General features: G+C 56.9%; 14 protein-coding genes and 3 tRNA genes. 9 read left to right on the top strand and 8 right to left on the bottom strand.

Annotated features, from left to right (window positions below):
• Positions 1 to 60 precede the first annotated feature (60 nt).
• Positions 61 to 936 carry a LysR family transcriptional regulator AmpR gene (gene ampR, locus C6A40_RS16340; protein WP_023293463.1) on the top strand — a complete coding sequence of 292 codons (876 nt, stop codon included), beginning with the start codon at positions 61 to 63 and terminating at the stop codon, positions 934 to 936.
• A gap of 29 nt (positions 937 to 965) precedes the next feature.
• Here ampR and frdD read toward each other — a convergent pair whose 3' ends face one another.
• The 4 genes from frdD to frdA are packed head-to-tail and all read right to left on the bottom strand — an operon-like array spanning position 966 to position 4,259.
• Positions 966 to 1,325, bottom strand: coding sequence for a fumarate reductase subunit FrdD (gene frdD, locus C6A40_RS16345; RefSeq protein WP_008502934.1), 360 nt, complete (start codon positions 1,323 to 1,325; stop codon positions 966 to 968).
• 10 nt (positions 1,326 to 1,335) lie between these two features.
• Positions 1,336 to 1,731: a fumarate reductase subunit FrdC gene (gene frdC / locus C6A40_RS16350; protein WP_008502933.1), complete on the bottom strand. Its 396-nt coding sequence runs from the start codon at positions 1,729 to 1,731 to the stop codon at positions 1,336 to 1,338.
• Between the two features lie 10 nt (positions 1,732 to 1,741).
• Positions 1,742 to 2,476, bottom strand: a complete 735-nt coding sequence (locus C6A40_RS16355; protein WP_021240721.1) for a succinate dehydrogenase/fumarate reductase iron-sulfur subunit — start codon at positions 2,474 to 2,476, stop codon at positions 1,742 to 1,744.
• Positions 2,469 to 4,259 (bottom strand): fumarate reductase (quinol) flavoprotein subunit, encoded by a 1,791-nt coding sequence (frdA, locus tag C6A40_RS16360; protein WP_008502932.1) that lies wholly within the window; start codon positions 4,257 to 4,259, stop codon positions 2,469 to 2,471. Before frdA ends, C6A40_RS16355 begins: the two co-directional genes overlap by 8 nt.
• Before the next feature lie 310 nt (positions 4,260 to 4,569).
• On the opposite strand from frdA, the gene epmA reads away from it, so the two are divergent.
• Together epmA and yjeM are read left to right on the top strand one after the other, a co-directional pair.
• The gene (gene epmA / locus C6A40_RS16365) at positions 4,570 to 5,547 is read left to right on the top strand and encodes an elongation factor P--(R)-beta-lysine ligase (RefSeq protein ID WP_045337298.1); all 978 of its coding nucleotides are present in this window, start codon (positions 4,570 to 4,572) and stop codon (positions 5,545 to 5,547) included.
• Between the two features lie 178 nt (positions 5,548 to 5,725).
• Entirely contained in the window at positions 5,726 to 7,225 is a 1,500-nt protein-coding gene (gene yjeM / locus C6A40_RS16370) for a glutamate/gamma-aminobutyrate family transporter YjeM (RefSeq protein WP_058657717.1), read from the top strand.
• Positions 7,226 to 7,262: 37 nt separating this feature from the next.
• Here the strand turns inward: yjeM and mscM are convergent, their stop codons facing one another.
• The 3 genes from mscM to rsgA form a co-directional block, all read right to left on the bottom strand.
• Positions 7,263 to 10,586: a miniconductance mechanosensitive channel MscM gene (gene mscM, locus C6A40_RS16375; protein ID WP_021240719.1), complete on the bottom strand. Its 3,324-nt coding sequence runs from the start codon at positions 10,584 to 10,586 to the stop codon at positions 7,263 to 7,265.
• A gap of 19 nt (positions 10,587 to 10,605) precedes the next feature.
• Positions 10,606 to 11,574 (bottom strand): archaetidylserine decarboxylase, encoded by a 969-nt coding sequence (gene asd / locus C6A40_RS16380; protein ID WP_025911888.1) that lies wholly within the window; start codon positions 11,572 to 11,574, stop codon positions 10,606 to 10,608.
• Between the two features lie 97 nt (positions 11,575 to 11,671).
• Positions 11,672 to 12,724, bottom strand: coding sequence for a small ribosomal subunit biogenesis GTPase RsgA (rsgA, locus tag C6A40_RS16385; protein ID WP_045337294.1), 1,053 nt, complete (start codon positions 12,722 to 12,724; stop codon positions 11,672 to 11,674).
• A 107-nt stretch (positions 12,725 to 12,831) separates the two neighbouring features.
• Between rsgA and orn the strand changes: the two genes are divergently transcribed.
• From orn to C6A40_RS16405, 4 genes are all read left to right on the top strand, one after another.
• A complete protein-coding gene (gene orn, locus C6A40_RS16390; protein ID WP_008502926.1) occupies positions 12,832 to 13,377 on the top strand; it encodes an oligoribonuclease in 546 nt (181 codons plus the stop codon).
• A gap of 196 nt (positions 13,378 to 13,573) precedes the next feature.
• Positions 13,574 to 13,649, top strand: a tRNA-Gly gene (locus tag C6A40_RS16395).
• Positions 13,650 to 13,685: 36 nt separating this feature from the next.
• A tRNA-Gly gene (locus C6A40_RS16400) sits at positions 13,686 to 13,761 on the top strand.
• A gap of 36 nt (positions 13,762 to 13,797) precedes the next feature.
• Positions 13,798 to 13,873, top strand: a tRNA-Gly gene (locus tag C6A40_RS16405).
• 270 nt (positions 13,874 to 14,143) lie between these two features.
• Here C6A40_RS16405 and queG read toward each other — a convergent pair.
• Positions 14,144 to 15,283 carry a tRNA epoxyqueuosine(34) reductase QueG gene (gene queG, locus C6A40_RS16410; RefSeq protein WP_023345299.1) on the bottom strand — a complete coding sequence of 380 codons (1,140 nt, stop codon included), beginning with the start codon at positions 15,281 to 15,283 and terminating at the stop codon, positions 14,144 to 14,146.
• Here queG and nnr point away from each other — a divergent pair.
• Both nnr and tsaE read left to right on the top strand, forming a co-directional pair.
• The gene (nnr, locus tag C6A40_RS16415) at positions 15,282 to 16,805 is read left to right on the top strand and encodes a bifunctional ADP-dependent NAD(P)H-hydrate dehydratase/NAD(P)H-hydrate epimerase (RefSeq protein ID WP_045335496.1); all 1,524 of its coding nucleotides are present in this window, start codon (positions 15,282 to 15,284) and stop codon (positions 16,803 to 16,805) included. The genes queG and nnr overlap by 2 nt on opposite strands.
• Positions 16,798 to 17,259, top strand: a complete 462-nt coding sequence (tsaE, locus tag C6A40_RS16420) for a tRNA (adenosine(37)-N6)-threonylcarbamoyltransferase complex ATPase subunit type 1 TsaE (protein ID WP_008502923.1) — start codon at positions 16,798 to 16,800, stop codon at positions 17,257 to 17,259. Before nnr ends, tsaE begins: the two co-directional genes overlap by 8 nt.
• Positions 17,260 to 17,271 lie beyond the last annotated feature (12 nt).

Below are 17,271 nucleotides of genomic sequence, written 5' to 3' on the forward strand. Positions count from 1 at the left end.
CTGTGGCTGACAAACGGTTAAATTTAGCATTAGCTGTTAATTTTTCTAACGGATGGGACCATGACCCGCAGCTATCTTCCGCTTAATTCGCTTCGCGCCTTCGAAGCGGCCGCAAGGCACCTCAGTTTTACGCATGCCGCTATCGAGCTGAATGTCACCCATTCCGCGATTAGCCAGCACGTAAAGGCGCTTGAGCAGCACCTCAATTGCCAGCTGTTCGTCCGCGTTTCCCGTGGGCTGATGTTGACCACGGAAGGCGAGAATTTGCTGCCGGTGCTGAATGACTCGTTCGACCGAATTGCCGGAATGCTGGATCGCTTTGCCAGCCAGCGCGCCCAGGAGAAGCTGAAAATTGGCGTGGTGGGGACTTTTGCTACCGGGGTGTTATTCTCGCAGCTCGCTGACTTTCGTCGCTGCTATCCGCATATCGATCTTCAGCTGTCGACGCACAACAATCGCGTCGATCCGGCAGCCGAGGGGCTTGATTACGCCATTCGCTATGGCGGCGGGGCGTGGCACGGCACGGAAGCGACGTTTCTTTGCCCTGCACCGCTTGCGCCGCTTTGCACGCCTGACATTGCTGCCGCGTTGCACACCCCTGCCGATATCCTGAAGTTTACCCTGCTGCGTTCTTACCGGCGCGACGAGTGGACCGCCTGGATGCAGGCCGCGGGAGAAAACCCGCCTTCACCGACGCACCGGGTAATGGTATTTGATTCGTCCGTGACCATGCTGGAAGCCGCGCAGGCAGGTACGGGCATAGCGATTGCCCCTGTCGATATGTTCACCCATCTGCTGAACAGTGAGCGCATTGTGCAACCCTTTGCGACGCAGATTGACCTTGGTAGCTACTGGCTCACGAGGCTGCAGTCACGCGCAGAAACGCCCGCAATGCGCGAGTTTGCACAGTGGCTGGTGGGGAAGATGCAGAAATAAAAGGCCCGCCGGATGGCGGGCCAGAGGCGTCAGATAGTGATCACGGCAATCAGCGTGACCACGGTCAGGATGGTCGCCAGACCGTAGAATACCCATTTCCCGCTCGGTACATGGATTTTCAGGTCATGCATCGCATGGTGAATACGGTGCAGGCCACACCACAGCGGCAGGACGATCATCAGGAAGATGAACACGCGACCAATAAAGCTGCTCGCGAATGCCAGTACGCGTTCGTAGCTCAGCGCATCGCCCGGGAACAGCCCCAGCGGCAGCATAATGCCCACCAGCAGAATGATGACGGGGGCAATGATGGCACTCCACATGCCGCCTGCGCCAAAGAGGCCCCAGAAGACCGGCTCGTCAGAACGTTTTGGATTTGGATTGATCACAGTAGTCTCCTTACCAGAACAGTGCGACAAACAGAATGACCACAGTGACCAGAATCGTCACCGCCCAGAGCCCCTTAATCACCGGTTCTGGCCCCATTTTCTCGCCTTTTACGATGATGTTCGCCGCTTTTGGTGCCAGTTCAAACCAGGTTTTGGTATGCAGCAGCGCGGCCGCAAGCACGATCAGGTTCAGAATGACAATGATCGGGTTTTGCAGGAAACCGACAAAGCTGGCCCAGGTTTCCGGGCCATGCTTGAGGGCAAAAACGCCGTACATCAGCTCAAGGCTGAACCAGACCGCCGGTACCGCTGTGCCTTCACGCAGCATGTAGAAGCGATAAAACGGCAGGTTTTTCCACCAGGTGGACGGCACAGGCCGCACATAGGCTTTGCGTTTAGTCGTCATCATGCACTCCTTAGCGTGGTTTCAGGGTAGCGATAAGAAAGTCTTTCGAGCTTTCCACTTTACCCTGCTGAATGGCGGCGGCCGGGTCGACGTGCTTCGGACAGACTTCGGAGCAATAACCCACAAAGGTACAGGTCCAGACGCCGTTCTGGCTGTTAAGCTGCGCCATACGTTCTTTTTTACCGTGGTCGCGGCTGTCTTCGTTATAGCGGTGCGCCAGCGTAATGGCGGCCGGGCCGATGAACTCGGGGTTCAGGCCAAACTGCGGACAGGCGGCGTAGCAAAGACCGCAGTTGATGCAGCCGGAGAACTGATGGTATTTCGCCATCTGAGCTGGAGTCTGGTTGTTTGGCCCCTGATCCGGCGTGCGCGGGTTGCCAATAATGTAAGGCTTAATGGCTTCCAGGCTTTCGATAAAGTGGGTCATATCGACCACCAGATCGCGCTCGATAGGGAAGTTGCCCAGGGCTTCGACCTTGATGCCTTTGGTGTAGTCACGCAGGAAGGTCTTACAGGCCAGCTTCGGCACCTTGTTGACCATCATGCCACAGGAGCCGCAGATCGCCATGCGGCAGGACCAGCGGTAGCTCAGGTCTGGCGCCAGGTTGTCTTTGATATACCCGAGCGCGTCCAGCAGGGAGGTTTGCTCGTCGTAAGGAACTTCATAGAAAGCGCTGTGCGGTGCGGCATCCACTTCCGGGTTGTAGCGCACCACTTCAACTTTCAGTTTTTGCATCTCAGCCATTCGCCTTCTCCTTCTTCTCGGCGGCTTCTGCTTCTGCACCGTACACGCGTTTAGCCGGCGGCAGCGTGGTGATTTTCACGTCGCTGTAGTCCAGACGTGTGGTGCCATCCGCATCGCGCCAGGCGAGAGTGTGTTTCAGGAAGTTGACGTCGTCACGTTCGGTACAGCCTTCATCAAGACGCTGATGCGCCCCACGCGACTCTTTACGCGCCAGCGCAGAGTGCGCCATACATTCCGCCACGTTCAGGCCGTGGCCCAGCTCGATGGTATAGAGCAGGTCGGTGTTGAAGACGCTGGAGGTGTCGGTGATGCGCACGCGCTTGAAGCGCTCCTGCAGTTCCGCCAGCTTATCGACGGTTTTTTGCATCAGCTCAGGGGTACGGTAGATACCGCAACCTTCTTCCATCGACAGGCCCATCTCGTCGCGGATCTTAGACCAGTTCTCGTTACCTTCCTGGTTCACCAGATCTTTCAGGCGTTTTTCAACGTCTGCGACCTGCGCATCCAGCGCGGCACCGTTAGCTTCGCCTGCGGTTGCCGCGCGTTCCATCGCGCGCTCGCCCGCCATGCGGCCAAAGACCACCAGCTCGGCCAGCGAGTTTGAGCCGAGGCGGTTAGCACCGTGCAGGCCCACGGAGGAACATTCACCGACGGCGAACAGACCCTTAATACGGGTTTCGCACTGCTGGTCGGTTTCGATCCCGCCCATGGTGTAGTGCGCCGTTGGGCGTACCGGAATTGGCTCTTTCACCGGATCGACGCCGACGTAGGCTTTCGCCAGCTCGCAGATGAACGGCAGACGTTCCAGCAGCTTTTTCTCGCCCAGGTGACGCAGGTCGAGGTGAACCACGTCGCCACGCGGTGTGGAGATGGTGTTGCCTTTGCGCCACTCGTGCCAGAAGGCCTGAGAGACTTTGTCGCGCGGGCCGAGTTCCATGTACTTGTTCTTCGGCTCGCCGAGCGGGGTTTCCGGGCCCATGCCGTAATCCTGCAGGTAGCGGTAGCCGTTTTTGTTGACCAGAATACCGCCTTCACCGCGGCAGCCTTCCGTCATCAGAATGCCGGAGCCCGGCAGACCAGTTGGGTGATACTGCACGAACTCCATATCGCGCAGCGGCACGCCGTGGCTGAGCGCCATACCCATACCGTCGCCGGTAACGATGCCGCCGTTGGTGTTATAACGATAAACGCGGCCTGCACCGCCCGTCGCCATCACCACCGCATTGGCGCGGATCTGGACGAGCGTGCCTTCCATCATGTTCATCGCCACCAGGCCGCGCGCGTGTCCATCATCCACCAGAATGTCGAGGACGAAATGCTCATCAAAGCGCTGGATTTGTGGGAACTGAAGGGAGGTCTGGAACAGGGTGTGCAGCATGTGGAAGCCGGTCTTATCGGCGGCGAACCAGGTACGTTCGATCTTCATGCCGCCGAAGCGACGAACGTTGACGCTGCCGTCCGGGCGACGACTCCACGGACATCCCCACTGTTCAAGCTGGGTCATCTCCGTTGGACAATGGTGCACAAAGTAGTCAACGACATCCTGTTCGCAAAGCCAGTCGCCCCCTGCAACCGTGTCGTGGAAATGGTATTCAAAGCTGTCATGATCCTGCGCAACGGCGGCGGATCCTCCTTCTGCGGCCACCGTGTGGCTGCGCATTGGATAGACTTTTGAAATCAATGCGATTTTAGCGTTGGGATTAGCTTGCGCTGCAGCAATCGCAGCACGTAATCCAGCCCCGCCAGCGCCTATTACGGCAAGATCGGCCTGAAAAGTTTGCACGACATTCCTCCAGATTTTTGTTATTTCGCAACGCGACAAACTAAAGGTAGTTCACCCGTCCAAAAGGACGATTGCGAAAGCGTTTCCACTGCTCCTTTATGGGTAAAACAGTATAACCGTGTAGATGTCAGGGAAATTTGACGTGTTCGATTTTTTTGCTGTTCTGTCCGGCGATTTATCATTGAGATTGATGAATTGCATCACGCAATTGTTCACCTAAATGAAATGCGCTTTTTTACTGCGCAAAATTTGTCTCTGTCCCTGCTAACGAGTAGACTTCGTGCCCTTGTCTGAAATCGGAGAACAACTCATGAGCGAAACGGCCACCTGGGAGCCGAGCGCATCCATCCCTAATCTGTTAAAACGCGCTGCAATTATGACGGAGATTCGCCGTTTCTTTGCCGACCGCGGCGTCCTGGAGGTGGAAACCCCGTGCATGAGTCAGGCAACGGTAACGGATATTCATCTGGTCCCGTTTGAAACCCGTTTTGTTGGCCCCGGCCACTCTCAGGGCATGAATTTGTATCTGATGACCAGCCCGGAATATCACATGAAACGCCTGCTGGCGGCGGGATGTGGTCCGGTCTATCAGCTGTGCCGTAGCTTCCGCAACGAAGAGATGGGTCGTCACCACAACCCGGAATTCACCATGCTGGAGTGGTACCGCCCGCATTATGATATGTACCGCCTGATGAATGAGGTGGACGATCTGCTTCAGCAGGTTCTGGATTGCTCAGAAGCGGAAACGCTCTCTTATCAGCAGGCCTTCCAGCGCCATCTGGAAATCGATCCGCTGTCGGCGGACAAAACCCTGCTGCGCGAAGTGGCGGCAAAACTGGATCTGAGCAACGTGGCAGATGCCGAAGAGGACCGCGACACGCTGCTGCAGCTGCTGTTCACCTTCGGCGTGGAACCGCAGATTGGCAAAGACCGTCCGACGTTTGTCTATCACTTCCCGGCAAGCCAGGCGTCACTGGCGCAGATCAGTACCGAAGACCACCGTGTGGCAGAGCGTTTTGAGGTCTATTACAAAGGCATTGAGCTGGCGAACGGCTTCCACGAACTGACGGACGCCCGCGAGCAGGCGCAGCGTTTCGAGCAGGATAACCGCAAGCGCGCCGCGCGCGGCCTGCCGCAGCAGCCTATTGATGTTAATCTGCTTGAAGCATTAAAAGCAGGTCTGCCGGATTGCTCCGGCGTGGCGCTGGGCGTAGACCGTCTGGTCATGCTGGCCCTGGGCGCAGAGCAGCTTGGCGATGTGATTGCCTTTACGGTCGATCGCGCTTAAAGAATTGCCGGGTGGCGCTGTCGCTTACCCGGCCTACTCGGTCATTTGGCCCTGCCACATTAAAAACTGCCATATTATTAATATGCGGGTCTTTTTCTTAATTTGCCCCTTATAGCCACAATATTAGTCTGGTCATCTGCTACCATCCGCGCAGTTTAATTCCTTTTCGGATGGTTCTATGTCCCAGTCACTCAAAAAGATGACCCTCACCGGGCTCATCCTGATGATATTTACCTCAGTCTTTGGCTTTGCCAACAGCCCATCAGCGTTCTATCTGATGGGTTACAGCGCGACGCCGTTTTATATCGTTTCGGCTCTGTTCTTCTTTATCCCGTTTGCGCTGATGATGGCGGAGATGGGCTCGGCTTACCGGAAAGAAGAGGGCGGGATCTACTCCTGGATGAACAACAGCGTCGGCCCGCGTTATGCCTTTATCGGCACGTTTATGTGGTTCTCCTCTTATGTCGTCTGGATGGTCAGCACGGCGGCCAAAGTCTGGGTGCCATTCTCCACGTTTCTTTTCGGTGCCGATAAAACGCAGGTCTGGTCTCTGGCGGGGCTGAGCTCCACGCAGGTCGTCGGTATCCTGGCGGTATGCTGGATGGTGGTGGTCACGCTGGTGGCGTCAAAAGGCATCAACAAAATTGCCCGTATCACTGCCGTTGGCGGTATTTCCGTGATGTGCCTGAACCTGGTGCTGCTGTTGGTGAGTATTGCCATTCTGTGCCTGAACGGTGGTCATTTTGCGCAGGAGGTGAACTTCGTTTCCTCGCCTAATCCAGGTTACCAGTCCGGGCTGGCCATGCTCTCCTTCGTGGTGTTTGCCATCTTCGCCTACGGCGGTATTGAAGCGGTGGGCGGGCTGGTCGACAAGACCGAGAACCCGGAAAAGAACTTTGCCAAAGGGATTATTTTTGCCGCTATCGTGATTTCCATCGGCTATTCAATGGCGATTTTCCTCTGGGGCGTCAGCACCAACTGGCAGCAGGTATTGAGTAACAACACCACCAACCTCGGGAACATTACCTACGTGCTTATGAAAAGCCTGGGGATGACGCTGGGTAACGCCATGCACCTGACGCCGGAAGCATCGGCCACCATGGGGATCTGGTTTGCGCGCATTACCGGCCTGTCGATGTTTCTTGCCTATACCGGCGCATTCTTCACGCTGATCTACTCGCCGCTGAAAGCGATCATCCAGGGTACGCCAAAAGCGCTGTGGCCGGGACGCATGACCCAGCTCAATACCGCAGGCATGCCTGCCAACGCCATGTGGATGCAGTGTCTGCTGGTGTGCGTGTTTATTCTGCTGGTCTCATTTGGCGGTGATACCGCATCGGCGTTCTATAACAAGCTGACCCTGATGGCGAACGTGTCGATGACCCTGCCGTACCTGTTCCTGACCCTGGCGTTCCCGTTCTTTAAGGCAAAGCAGGATCTTGAGCGTCCGTTTGTGATCTTCAAAACCCGCGCGGCAACGCTGTTGGCCACCACGGTGGTGCTGCTGGTGGTGGCGTTTGCCAATATTTTCACCATCATTCAGCCGGTGATTGAGGCGAACGACTGGAGCAGCGCGCTGTGGATGGTGGGCGGCCCAATCTTCTTCTCGCTGTTAGCGATGGGAATTTATGAGAATTACCGTCGACGCGCGACGGCGTACATCGCAGAAGTGGCGTAGCGGGAATATTCCCCTCCCGAAAGGGAGGGGAGACGCGTTATAAGCTGCCCGCCGGGCGCGTACGCGCCGCTGACGTCAGCGTTCTTCCCGTTTTACGCCCGTCCAGGCTTTCCAGACGCATCTGGAACGGTGGGAACGGCATATCAATACCGTGCTCGCGGAAGCCCGCCAGAATCAGCTGGTGGATCTCATGGCGCAGCGGCATACGGTGGCCCATTTCGGCGGCGTAGATACGCAGCTCGAAAATCTGAATCCCCTGCTGTAAATCCACAAGGAAGACTTCCGGCGCCGGGTTGTCGATGACCAGCGAGCAGCGCTCCGCGGCAGTGTAGAGGATCTGGGTGACCTCTTCGCTGTTCGCGTCCGACGGTGCCGGTACCGTCAGCACCACACGGGTAACGGAGTCTGAGAGCGACCAGTTGATGAACTGCTCGGTAATAAACGCCTTGTTTGGCACGATGATCTCTTTCCGATCCCAGTCGCTGATCGTCGTCGCTCGGGTGTTGATCTTCGTGATGCTGCCGGTCAGATCGCGGATCGTGACGGTATCGCCAATACGGATCGGTTTCTCGAACAGAATGATCAGGCCCGAGATGAAGTTGGCGAAGATCTCCTGTAAACCAAAACCTAATCCAACGCCGAGCGCTGCGACGAGCCACTGGAGCTTCGACCACTCAATGCCGATCATCGAGAAGCCAACCAGACCGCCAAACAGCATGATCAGATACTTGGTAATGGTCGTGATCGCATAGCCCGTACCCGGCGTTAAATCCAGATGCTGCAGCAGCGCCAGCTCCAGCAGTGCCGGGAAGTTGCGCACCAGTTGGGTGGTGATAATCAGCACCAGAATGGCAATCAGCACCGCCCCTAAGGTGATCGGCTCCAGGCTTTCAACGCCCTGCACCGTAGAGGTCACGTCCCACAGCGAGATGTTCTCCAGGAAGCCAAATGCCGAGTGGATCTCCGACCACAGGAAGATGACCGACAGGAGGGCAATCAGCATCAGGATGGAGCGAACCAGACGCAGGGACTGGGTACTGATGGCATCCAGATCCAGTTCGACCTCATCCGCCTCCGTCGTACCTTCCGTACTGTTAACGTGGTTTGGCTCTTCCTCACCCCGCGCGCGCTGGGCGAGGATCTCCGCCCGGCGATGCTTGGCACGGTCAAACGCCAGACGGCGGCGCTGGATCAGCATCCAGCGGCGGATCACGTGATACACCACCAGCAGCAGGAACCAGATGGCCACCGAGGTTTCGAGACGTGCCAACAGCGCCTGCGACGTCGCCAGGTAACCCACCGCGGCTGCCAGCATCGCAATCAACGGTGCGCTGAGCAGCAGGTTCCAGAGCAGCCGGTTGAACATATTGTCGCCGCTGCCGGTTTTATCCAGATAGAGCGGAATACCCGCGCGTTTCAGGCTGAGCGTGACGATAGCCAGCGCTCCGCATATCAGCATAAAGCAGAGGCGGCCCAACGAGCCTGAAAACTCCCGGTCGTTGAGATTATCGAACATGATCAGCGCCATAATCAGCGGCACAATCAGCCCGATGCTCATCAGATAGTAACGCATGGCGCGCGCCACGCGATTACGCGGCCAGCCAAAGTGGGCGATGAACAGGCCATTGGGTCGCGCAAAGGTGGCGCAAATCATCACCACCCACAGCAGCGGCACCGTGGCGGTGACGCCATCGCCAATTGCTACCGCGAGCGGATAGGGCCAGGCTTCCCGCAGGCCATAGCCCAGCGTCATCCACAGCACCGGCAGCGGGGAGGCGACGAGAATCGACCAGAATACGGTGCGCAACGTCAGCCAGAAGTGATCCTGGGTAACCTTCCCCACCCGGGAACTGGAACGCTCGAGGAAGCGGGTGAAATGTCTGCGCGAGTAAATGCTGAAGCCCACCAGAATTAACGCCCCCAGCAGCGGGAAAATGGTCTCTTTGCTGGTGAGCATCATCACGCTGGCCTGTCCCAGCTGGCTGAAGGTATCCAGCGAAATCAGACGGCGCAGATCCTGGACAATCTCAATTGGCCACGAGAAGGTCATCGGACGCACGTCGGACGTCCAGAAGAGGTAACGGTGCGTCGCCTCGTTCACCTCTTTCAGGGCATCTTCCAGCTGGCTGTTGGACACTTTTAGCTTGGTCAGCTCAAGAATCAGCGTATCCCCGCCCTGGAGCAGAGAGTTCAGCAGTTCACGCTGGGTACGCAGCTGGGCTTCCAGAATGCGGCTTTGCTCGCCGGTCAGAGGCTGTCCGTCAGCCTGACGGATCTGGCGGATTTGCGGCTGCTTATTGAGAAGATCTTCAAAATGCAGTCGCTGAACACGTAGCTGGGCCATTTCGGTATCCAGCTGCTGCGGCTTCGGCATCTCCGGCAGGCGCGCGACCTGGGCGCGTAGCGCTTCGCCCAGCAGGTTTGACGATCCGAGCCACTGGGACTGTTCGCGCAGGGTGTTGAGCGCCTGGCGAACCTGAAGGGTTTGATTAGTGGCCTGACGCTGCTGCGAGGCCACCAGATCCATACGCTGCGCCTGTTGATTCAGCGCGGCCGAAAGCTCACGGTTGACCTTAAACTGCTCGACGATGCCGGCAGGCAGGTTATCGCTATTTTCTGCCAGCAGCTCGGTACTTTCCAGCGCGCGCTCCGCTTCACGCTGGCGCTGGCTATTGAGCTGGTTGCGCAAGGCCTGAAGATAGGCGTCCAGCTGCTCGCTCTGCTTCTGAGCGAGTTCTGAGCGCATCCGCGACAGCTCCTGGCGGTTATTGGCGGAAAGCTGCGCCAGCTCGAGCTCATCGACAAGGGCCTTCAGGCGAGCCGATTCTGCCTGCAGGCCCAGATTTTGGGCCTGCGCCTGTGGCGTGTTGCCGTTTTGTGTCCCCACGCGGCGCTCAACTTCATTAAGCTGGCGGCGGGCGTCGGTTTGCTGCTGCGGAAGCTGGCTGAGGGAGTCGGCAATTTCGCGCGCTCGCTCCTGCTCCTGCTGAGCAAGGCGGCTCTTTTCCAGAAGCTGGCTGCTGACCTGCAGGATCTCCTGGTTCAACGCGTCGGAGGTCATCCCTGCCGGCACATCGCGCGGTTCGTCGCGCAAGTTATTGAGCTGCGCGCGCAGCGTCTGCGAGAGTTTGGGGAAGTTGTCGATAACCTGCTGATACTGCTGAGCGCGCTCAAGCGAGCCTTTCCGCTCCTCAAGCGCGTTCAGTGCGGACTGGAGCGACTCGACGGTCTCTGGCTGAGCGGGTTTGGCCGCTTTTGCCTGCTCCAGTTCCTGGGTTATCTGTTTGGCGTCGGGGGCTGTCGCTGCGTACGCCCCCATGCTGAGGCACCAGGCCATCAGTAGAACGATAATCGGGCGCACGTCAGCGATCCTTCTGTTGTTAGCCTTCGTCTTTTTTGTCGTCAACCAGCGGGCTGGCGTCGTGCTCGGCGTGAATCTCTTCCTGTGACAGCGGAGCAGGCTCTGCATCCGGCGTCACGAAGGTTTCGGTAGAGACCGCCAGCGGCTGGCCCAGCTTTGTCACCGACAGGCTTTCAAGCTGTTCAGCCAGCTTCACTTTGCCCGGCGCAAACAGGTTGATCACGGTGGAGCCCAGCTTAAAGCGGCCCATCTCTTGACCTTTGAGCAGGGCCACGGAACCTTCCGCTTCACCGGCAGGCCAGGTCCAGCGTTTGATCACGCCTTCGCGCGGCGGGGTGATGGTGCCTGCCCAGACGGTTTCGATGCTGCCAACGATGGTCGCACCGACCAGAATCTGTGCCATAGGGCCAAATTCAGTATCGAACAGGCAGATGACGCGCTCGTTACGGGCAAACAGGTTTGGCACGTTCTGCGCGGTCAGGTGGTTCACGGAGAACAGATCGCCCGGGACGTAAATCATTTCACGCAGGATGCCGTTACACGGCATGTGCACGCGGTGGTAGTCGCGCGGTGACAGATAGGTGGTGGCAAAGGTACCGTTGCGGAACAGATCCGCCATCAGGTAGTTACCCGCCAGCAGCGCTTCCAGGCTGTAGTTATGGCCCTTCGCCTGCAGAATTTTGTCGTCTTCGATGTTACCCAACTGGCTGATCACGCCGTCTGCCGGCATCACCAGGACGTTAGGGTCGGTGTTCACCGGGCGCACGTCGTCACGCAGCGGGCGCACGAAGAATTCGTTGAAGGTGCGGTAGCTGGCGGTATCCGGCTTCTGCGCCTCTTTCATGTCGACCTTGTAATATTTTACGAAAAGGTCGATGACCAGTTTGGTCAGCCAGCCTGCGCGTTTGCTCGCGCCCCAGCCCGCCAGGCGAGTGAGCCACAGTTTTGGCAGAATGTATTGAAGCGAAAGTTTAAATGCGTTTAACAAGGTAGCCTCCAGGCCATTGTTTTGTCGTTCCTGATCCGGCGGTAAGCCACCGGAACCTGAAAAAAGGGGACGATTTTAGCGATGCTTAGCTTAGTTGTCAGTTATCAGAATCAGAAAAGTTTTTACGCGTTTTTACCTGATCCATGCTCTCAAGAATGCGGTGATAATTCTCGAAGCGGGTCTCCGCGATTTCGCCTTTCTCAACCGCTTCACGGATAGCGCAGCCTGGATCGTTATCGTGTTTACAGTCGCGGTACTTGCAAGCGCCTAAATAATCATGGAATTCGACAAATCCGTTAAAGATTTGTTCCGGCTCAAGGTGCCATAAACCGAACTCTCGCACGCCCGGGGAGTCGATCACGCCGCCGCCATGTGGGAAGTGATACAGGCGTGACGCGGTGGTGGTGTGCTGGCCGAGGCCCGAGACGTCAGACACATCGTTGGTGAGGATCTCTTGCTGAAGGCCAAGCAGGTTGTTCAGCAGGCTCGATTTACCCACGCCGGACTGGCCCGCAAAGATGCTGATGCGGTCGGTAAGCGCCTCTTCAAGCGGTTTCAGGCCATCTTTGGTGTAGCTGGAGACCATCAGGACGCGGTAGCCAATTTTGCGATAGATATCCATCTGCTCATTGACGAAGGCCATTCCGTCGTCGTCCAGCAGATCGATTTTGTTCAGCACGATGATCGGTTCAACCTGCAGCGTTTCGCAGGCGACGAGGTAACGGTCGATAATATTGAGCGAAAGTTCGGGCAAAATCGCCGATACGATAACAATCTGGTTAATGTTGGCGGCAATCGGTTTGACCCCGTCGTAGAAATCGGGACGGGTTAACACGGACGTACGCTCATGGACCGCTTCAACAATACCTTTTACCGTTACGCCTTCCGCCGCCTCTTTACCCGGTCGCCAGACGACGCGGTCGCCGGTCACCAGAGAACGAATGGTCCGGCGGATGTTGCAGCGGTGAATCGCACCATCGGCGGATTCCACGTCAGCGTGCATACCGAAACGGCTGATGACTACGCCTTCCGTTGGGTCGCCAAACAGGTTGTCGTCGTAATCGACCTTCTCCGCAGTGGTTTTAAGACGGCGCTGGTGATTGGCATTCACGCGGCGCTGCTGCCCTTTGGAGAGTTTATTTTTACTCAATCGCACTGGCTCCTGGTCGCCCGTAGGGGGCAAAACCTCTATGATACACTCTAATTAATACTAGTTAACCTGCTACTGCCGGTTATGCGAGAAGGGTGGAAAATAACATGAGCGCGGATGAAAACAACCTGATTTGGATCGATCTCGAAATGACCGGGCTGGATCCCGAGCGCGATCGCATTATTGAAATTGCGACCCTGGTGACGGACGCCAACCTGAATATCCTGGCGGAAGGGCCTACGATTGCGGTGCATCAGTCTGATGACCAGCTGGCGTTGATGGACGAGTGGAACGTGCGTACCCACACCGGCAGTGGCCTGGTGGAGCGCGTGAAGGCGAGCACCATGGGTGACCGTGAGGCGGAGCTGGCGACGCTTGAGTTCCTGAAACAGTGGGTTCCGGCGGGCAAATCACCTATTTGTGGGAATAGCATCGGCCAGGATCGTCGTTTCCTGTTTAAGTACATGCCGGAGCTGGAGTCTTACTTCCACTACCGCTATCTGGATGTCAGCACGCTGAAAGAGCTGGCGCGTCGCTGGAAGCCTGAAATTCTCGACGGCTTTAAAAAGCAGGGGACGCATCAGGCGATGGACGATATCCGAGAGTCCGTGGCGGAGCTTTCTTACTACCGCGAAAACTTTATTAAGCTGTGATTTTGAGATCCGGCGCCTTGCGTGGCCGGGTTTTTGTCGTTAAATTGTGCAGCTTGCCGATTAAATAAGCATTTGAACTGAATTTCGAAAAAATCGCTTTAAGGGGGGTTGCAGCTAAAAGGATTTCTCGTATAATGCGCCTCCCGTAACGACAGAGAATTACACGTTACGACAGCAACAAAAGCAGTGCAGATTTGCGGGAATAGCTCAGTTGGTAGAGCACGACCTTGCCAAGGTCGGGGTCGCGAGTTCGAGTCTCGTTTCCCGCTCCAAAATTTGAAAGTGCTTTCACAGCACAGACTGCCCAAGCGGGAATAGCTCAGTTGGTAGAGCACGACCTTGCCAAGGTCGGGGTCGCGAGTTCGAGTCTCGTTTCCCGCTCCAAAATTTGAAAGTGCTTCCACAGCACGGACCACCCAAGCGGGAATAGCTCAGTTGGTAGAGCACGACCTTGCCAAGGTCGGGGTCGCGAGTTCGAGTCTCGTTTCCCGCTCCAAATTCTTCTTCATCTCTAAAATATCCACAGCGAAAAGAATCGCTGGGGACGTTTTCTGTTTTCTCTGAAATACTCTTGTGAACAGAGTTATCCACAGAAACTGCGCTTAACCGAAACAGGGTTAAAACTTAGCAGGGTGAATAATATCTTCATAAGATACTGTATTTACTTAATAAAATTTGATTTCAAAATGTTATTGAGATCACTTGAACTCTTCTCCAGCCCTGATGGCGCTTGAGTTTGTAATTTTATTCACAGGCTGTGAATAGTTCAGGCATCCCGCGGAAGCCCTTTTTCAATCACCCTCACCAGACGCTGTTTCTTCGGTAGCTGCACCTCGACCACACAGGCATTACGTTTCTCAACTTGCTGCGCAATCGCCCATTCTATGTGTTCATCAAGAAGTGGGTGCTCACCTCTACGGCTTTCAAGCGCCCGAATATTCGCTTCATCCCACGGGGCATTCCCCAGCGCGACGGCCACATTTCGCAGCCAGCGCAGATGGCCGATACGGCGGATGGCCGAACCCTCCGTCACTTTCAGGAACCAGGCTTCGGTCCAGGCGAACAGTTCAGCGAGCGGCGGGGCATGGAGCGCCTTGCGCGGGCTGAAATCCTCTTCGTCGGTGAGCTGTGAATAGCGGTTCCACGGGCAGATGAGCTGGCAATCGTCGCAGCCGTAGATGCGGTTGCCGATAAGCGGTCGGAACTCCTCTGGAATGGCGCCTTCCAGTTCGATCGTGAGGTAGGAGATACAGCGGCGCGCATCAACGGTGTAAGGCTCAACGATGGCGCCGGTGGGGCAGATGGTCATACAGGCCACGCAGCGGCCACAGCCTTCCTCTACCGGGCCGTCTACCGGCAGCGGTAAATCAATCAGCAGTTCACCGAGGAAGAAGAACGATCCGGCGTCGCGGCTAAGAATAAGTGAGTGCTTACCTGTCCAGCCAAGCCCGGCTTTTTCGGCGATCGGACGCTCAAGAATAGGCGCGGAATCGACAAAGGGTCTAAAATTCAGCGAAACACAGTGCTGTTGAATAGTTTCCCCGAGTTTTTTTAAACGGTTACGCAGAAGCTTATGGTAATCACGACCGAGGGCGTACCGGCTAACGTAACCCAGCGAGGGGTCTTTGAGCGTGCGAGCAAAGGCCGCGTTGGCGGGCAGGTAGTTCATGCGCACGCTGATGACGCGTAATGTGCCCGGCAAAAGCTCGTGTGGACGGGCGCGCATCATGCCATGACGTGCCATCCACTCCATTTCGCCGTGGTATTGTTTGTCCAGCCAGGCCTGCAGTTTGGGCTCGCTGGCGGAGAGGTCGGTATCGGTAATGCCTACCTTCTGGAAGCCAAGCTCAGCACCCCACTGTTTGATTTTTTGCGCTAATTCATTGAGATCGAGGGGCTGTGACATGACGGACCATACGGTGAAGAAAAACCCCGCAAGTATACCACATTCCATCTGGCATGCGGATGACCTCCGGCGCGCCGAAAAAGAGGCTGCAGACAGCCTCGGGATTACCCTGTATGAACTGATGCTCCGCGCGGGTGAGGCAGCGTTTGACGTTGCCCGTAGCGCCTGGCCGCAGGCCGCCCACTGGCTGATTCTGTGCGGGCACGGCAACAACGGCGGTGACGGCTACGTCGTCGCCCGTCTCGCGGTGGCTGCGGGTATCCGCGTGACCTTGCTGGCTCTCGAAAGTGATAAACCGCTGCCGGAAGAGGCCAGCGCGGCGCGGGAGGCATGGCTGAACGCCGGCGGTGTGATTCATGCGCCTGATATCGTCTGGCCAGAGGATGTTGATCTGATTGTTGACGGGCTGCTGGGCACCGGGCTGCGCAGCGCGCCGCGCGAAAACGTTGCCGCACTCATTGAACACGCTAACAGACATTCCGCGCCGGTAGTCGCCCTGGATATTCCCTCTGGCCTGATTGCACAAACGGGTGCGACGCCGGGGGCGGTGATTCAGGCGGCACATACGGTAACCTTTATCGCCCTGAAGCCAGGGTTACTGACCGGCAAAGCGCGGGATGTCGTTGGCGTGTTGCACCACAGTGCGCTGGGGCTGGAGAGCTGGCTGGCCGGGCAGGAAACGCACCTCATGCGTTATGATGCGTCGCAGCTTGCAGCGTGGCTCCCGCCGCGACGACCAACGTCACATAAGGGCGATCACGGCAGGCTGGTGATTGTGGGCGGTGACCACGGTACGGCGGGTGCGATTCGCATGACCGGTGAAGCGGCTCTGCGCAGCGGCGCCGGATTAGTGCGAGTGCTCACTCGCATTGAGAATATTGCGCCGATCGTCACGGCCCGACCGGAGCTGATGGTCCATGAGCTTACGCTCCAGACGCTGGAGGAAAGCCTCGAATGGGCGGATGTGGTGGTGATCGGTCCCGGGCTTGGGCAGCAGGCGTGGGGTAAACAGGCCCTGCAAAAGGTCGAGAATTTTCGCAAACCGATGCTGTGGGATGCCGACGCGCTTAACCTTCTGGCAATAAACCCGGATAAGCGTCACAATCGCATTCTGACGCCACACCCCGGCGAAGCCGCGCGGCTGCTTAACTGCAGCGTGGCAGAAATTGAAAGCGATCGCTTACTTTCTGCTCAGCGTCTGGTAAAACGTTACGGAGGTGTTGCCGTTTTAAAAGGGGCAGGAACCGTTGTTGCCAGTGACGAGACGCAGGGCATTATTGATGCCGGAAATGCGGGCATGGCGAGCGGCGGCATGGGCGATGTGCTTTCCGGTATTATTGGCGCATTGCTTGGACAGAAACTTCCCCTTTATGATGCAGCCTGTGCGGGCTGCGTGGCCCACGGCGTTGCGGCAGATAAACTGGCTGCGCGTTACGGTACGCGCGGTATGCTGGCCACCGATCTCTTTTGCACGCTGCGGCGTGTAGTTAACCCGGATGTGATTGACGTAGAAAATGACTAATCGAGCGATTCCTTTACCTGATGAACAAGCCACTTTAGATCTCGGCAAGCGCGTGGCGCAGGCCTGTCAGGGGGCAACCGTCATTTATCTGTATGGTGATTTAGGGGCGGGTAAAACCACCTTCAGCCGGGGTTTTTTGCAGGCGTTAGGGCATAACGGGAATGTGAAAAGCCCAACCTACACGCTGGTAGAACCGTACACCCTTGAAAATCTCATGGTGTACCACTTCGATTTATACCGCCTTGCGGATCCTGAGGAGCTGGAATTTATGGGGATCCGTGATTATTTTGCCAACGACGCCATTTGCCTGGTGGAGTGGCCGCAACAAGGTGCGGGTGTGCTGCCTGACCCGGATGTCGAAATTCACTTAGATTACCAGGCTCAAGGGCGTGAGGCACGCATCAGTGCTGTTTCCTCATCAGGCAGTTCCTTACTGGCGCGACTGGCCGGTTAAGCGTAGGGATGA

It is taken from the genome of Enterobacter sp. GER_MD16_1505_Eko_090 (genome assembly GCF_003331015.1).
Taxonomy (GTDB): Bacteria; Pseudomonadota; Gammaproteobacteria; order Enterobacterales; family Enterobacteriaceae; genus Enterobacter; species Enterobacter roggenkampii.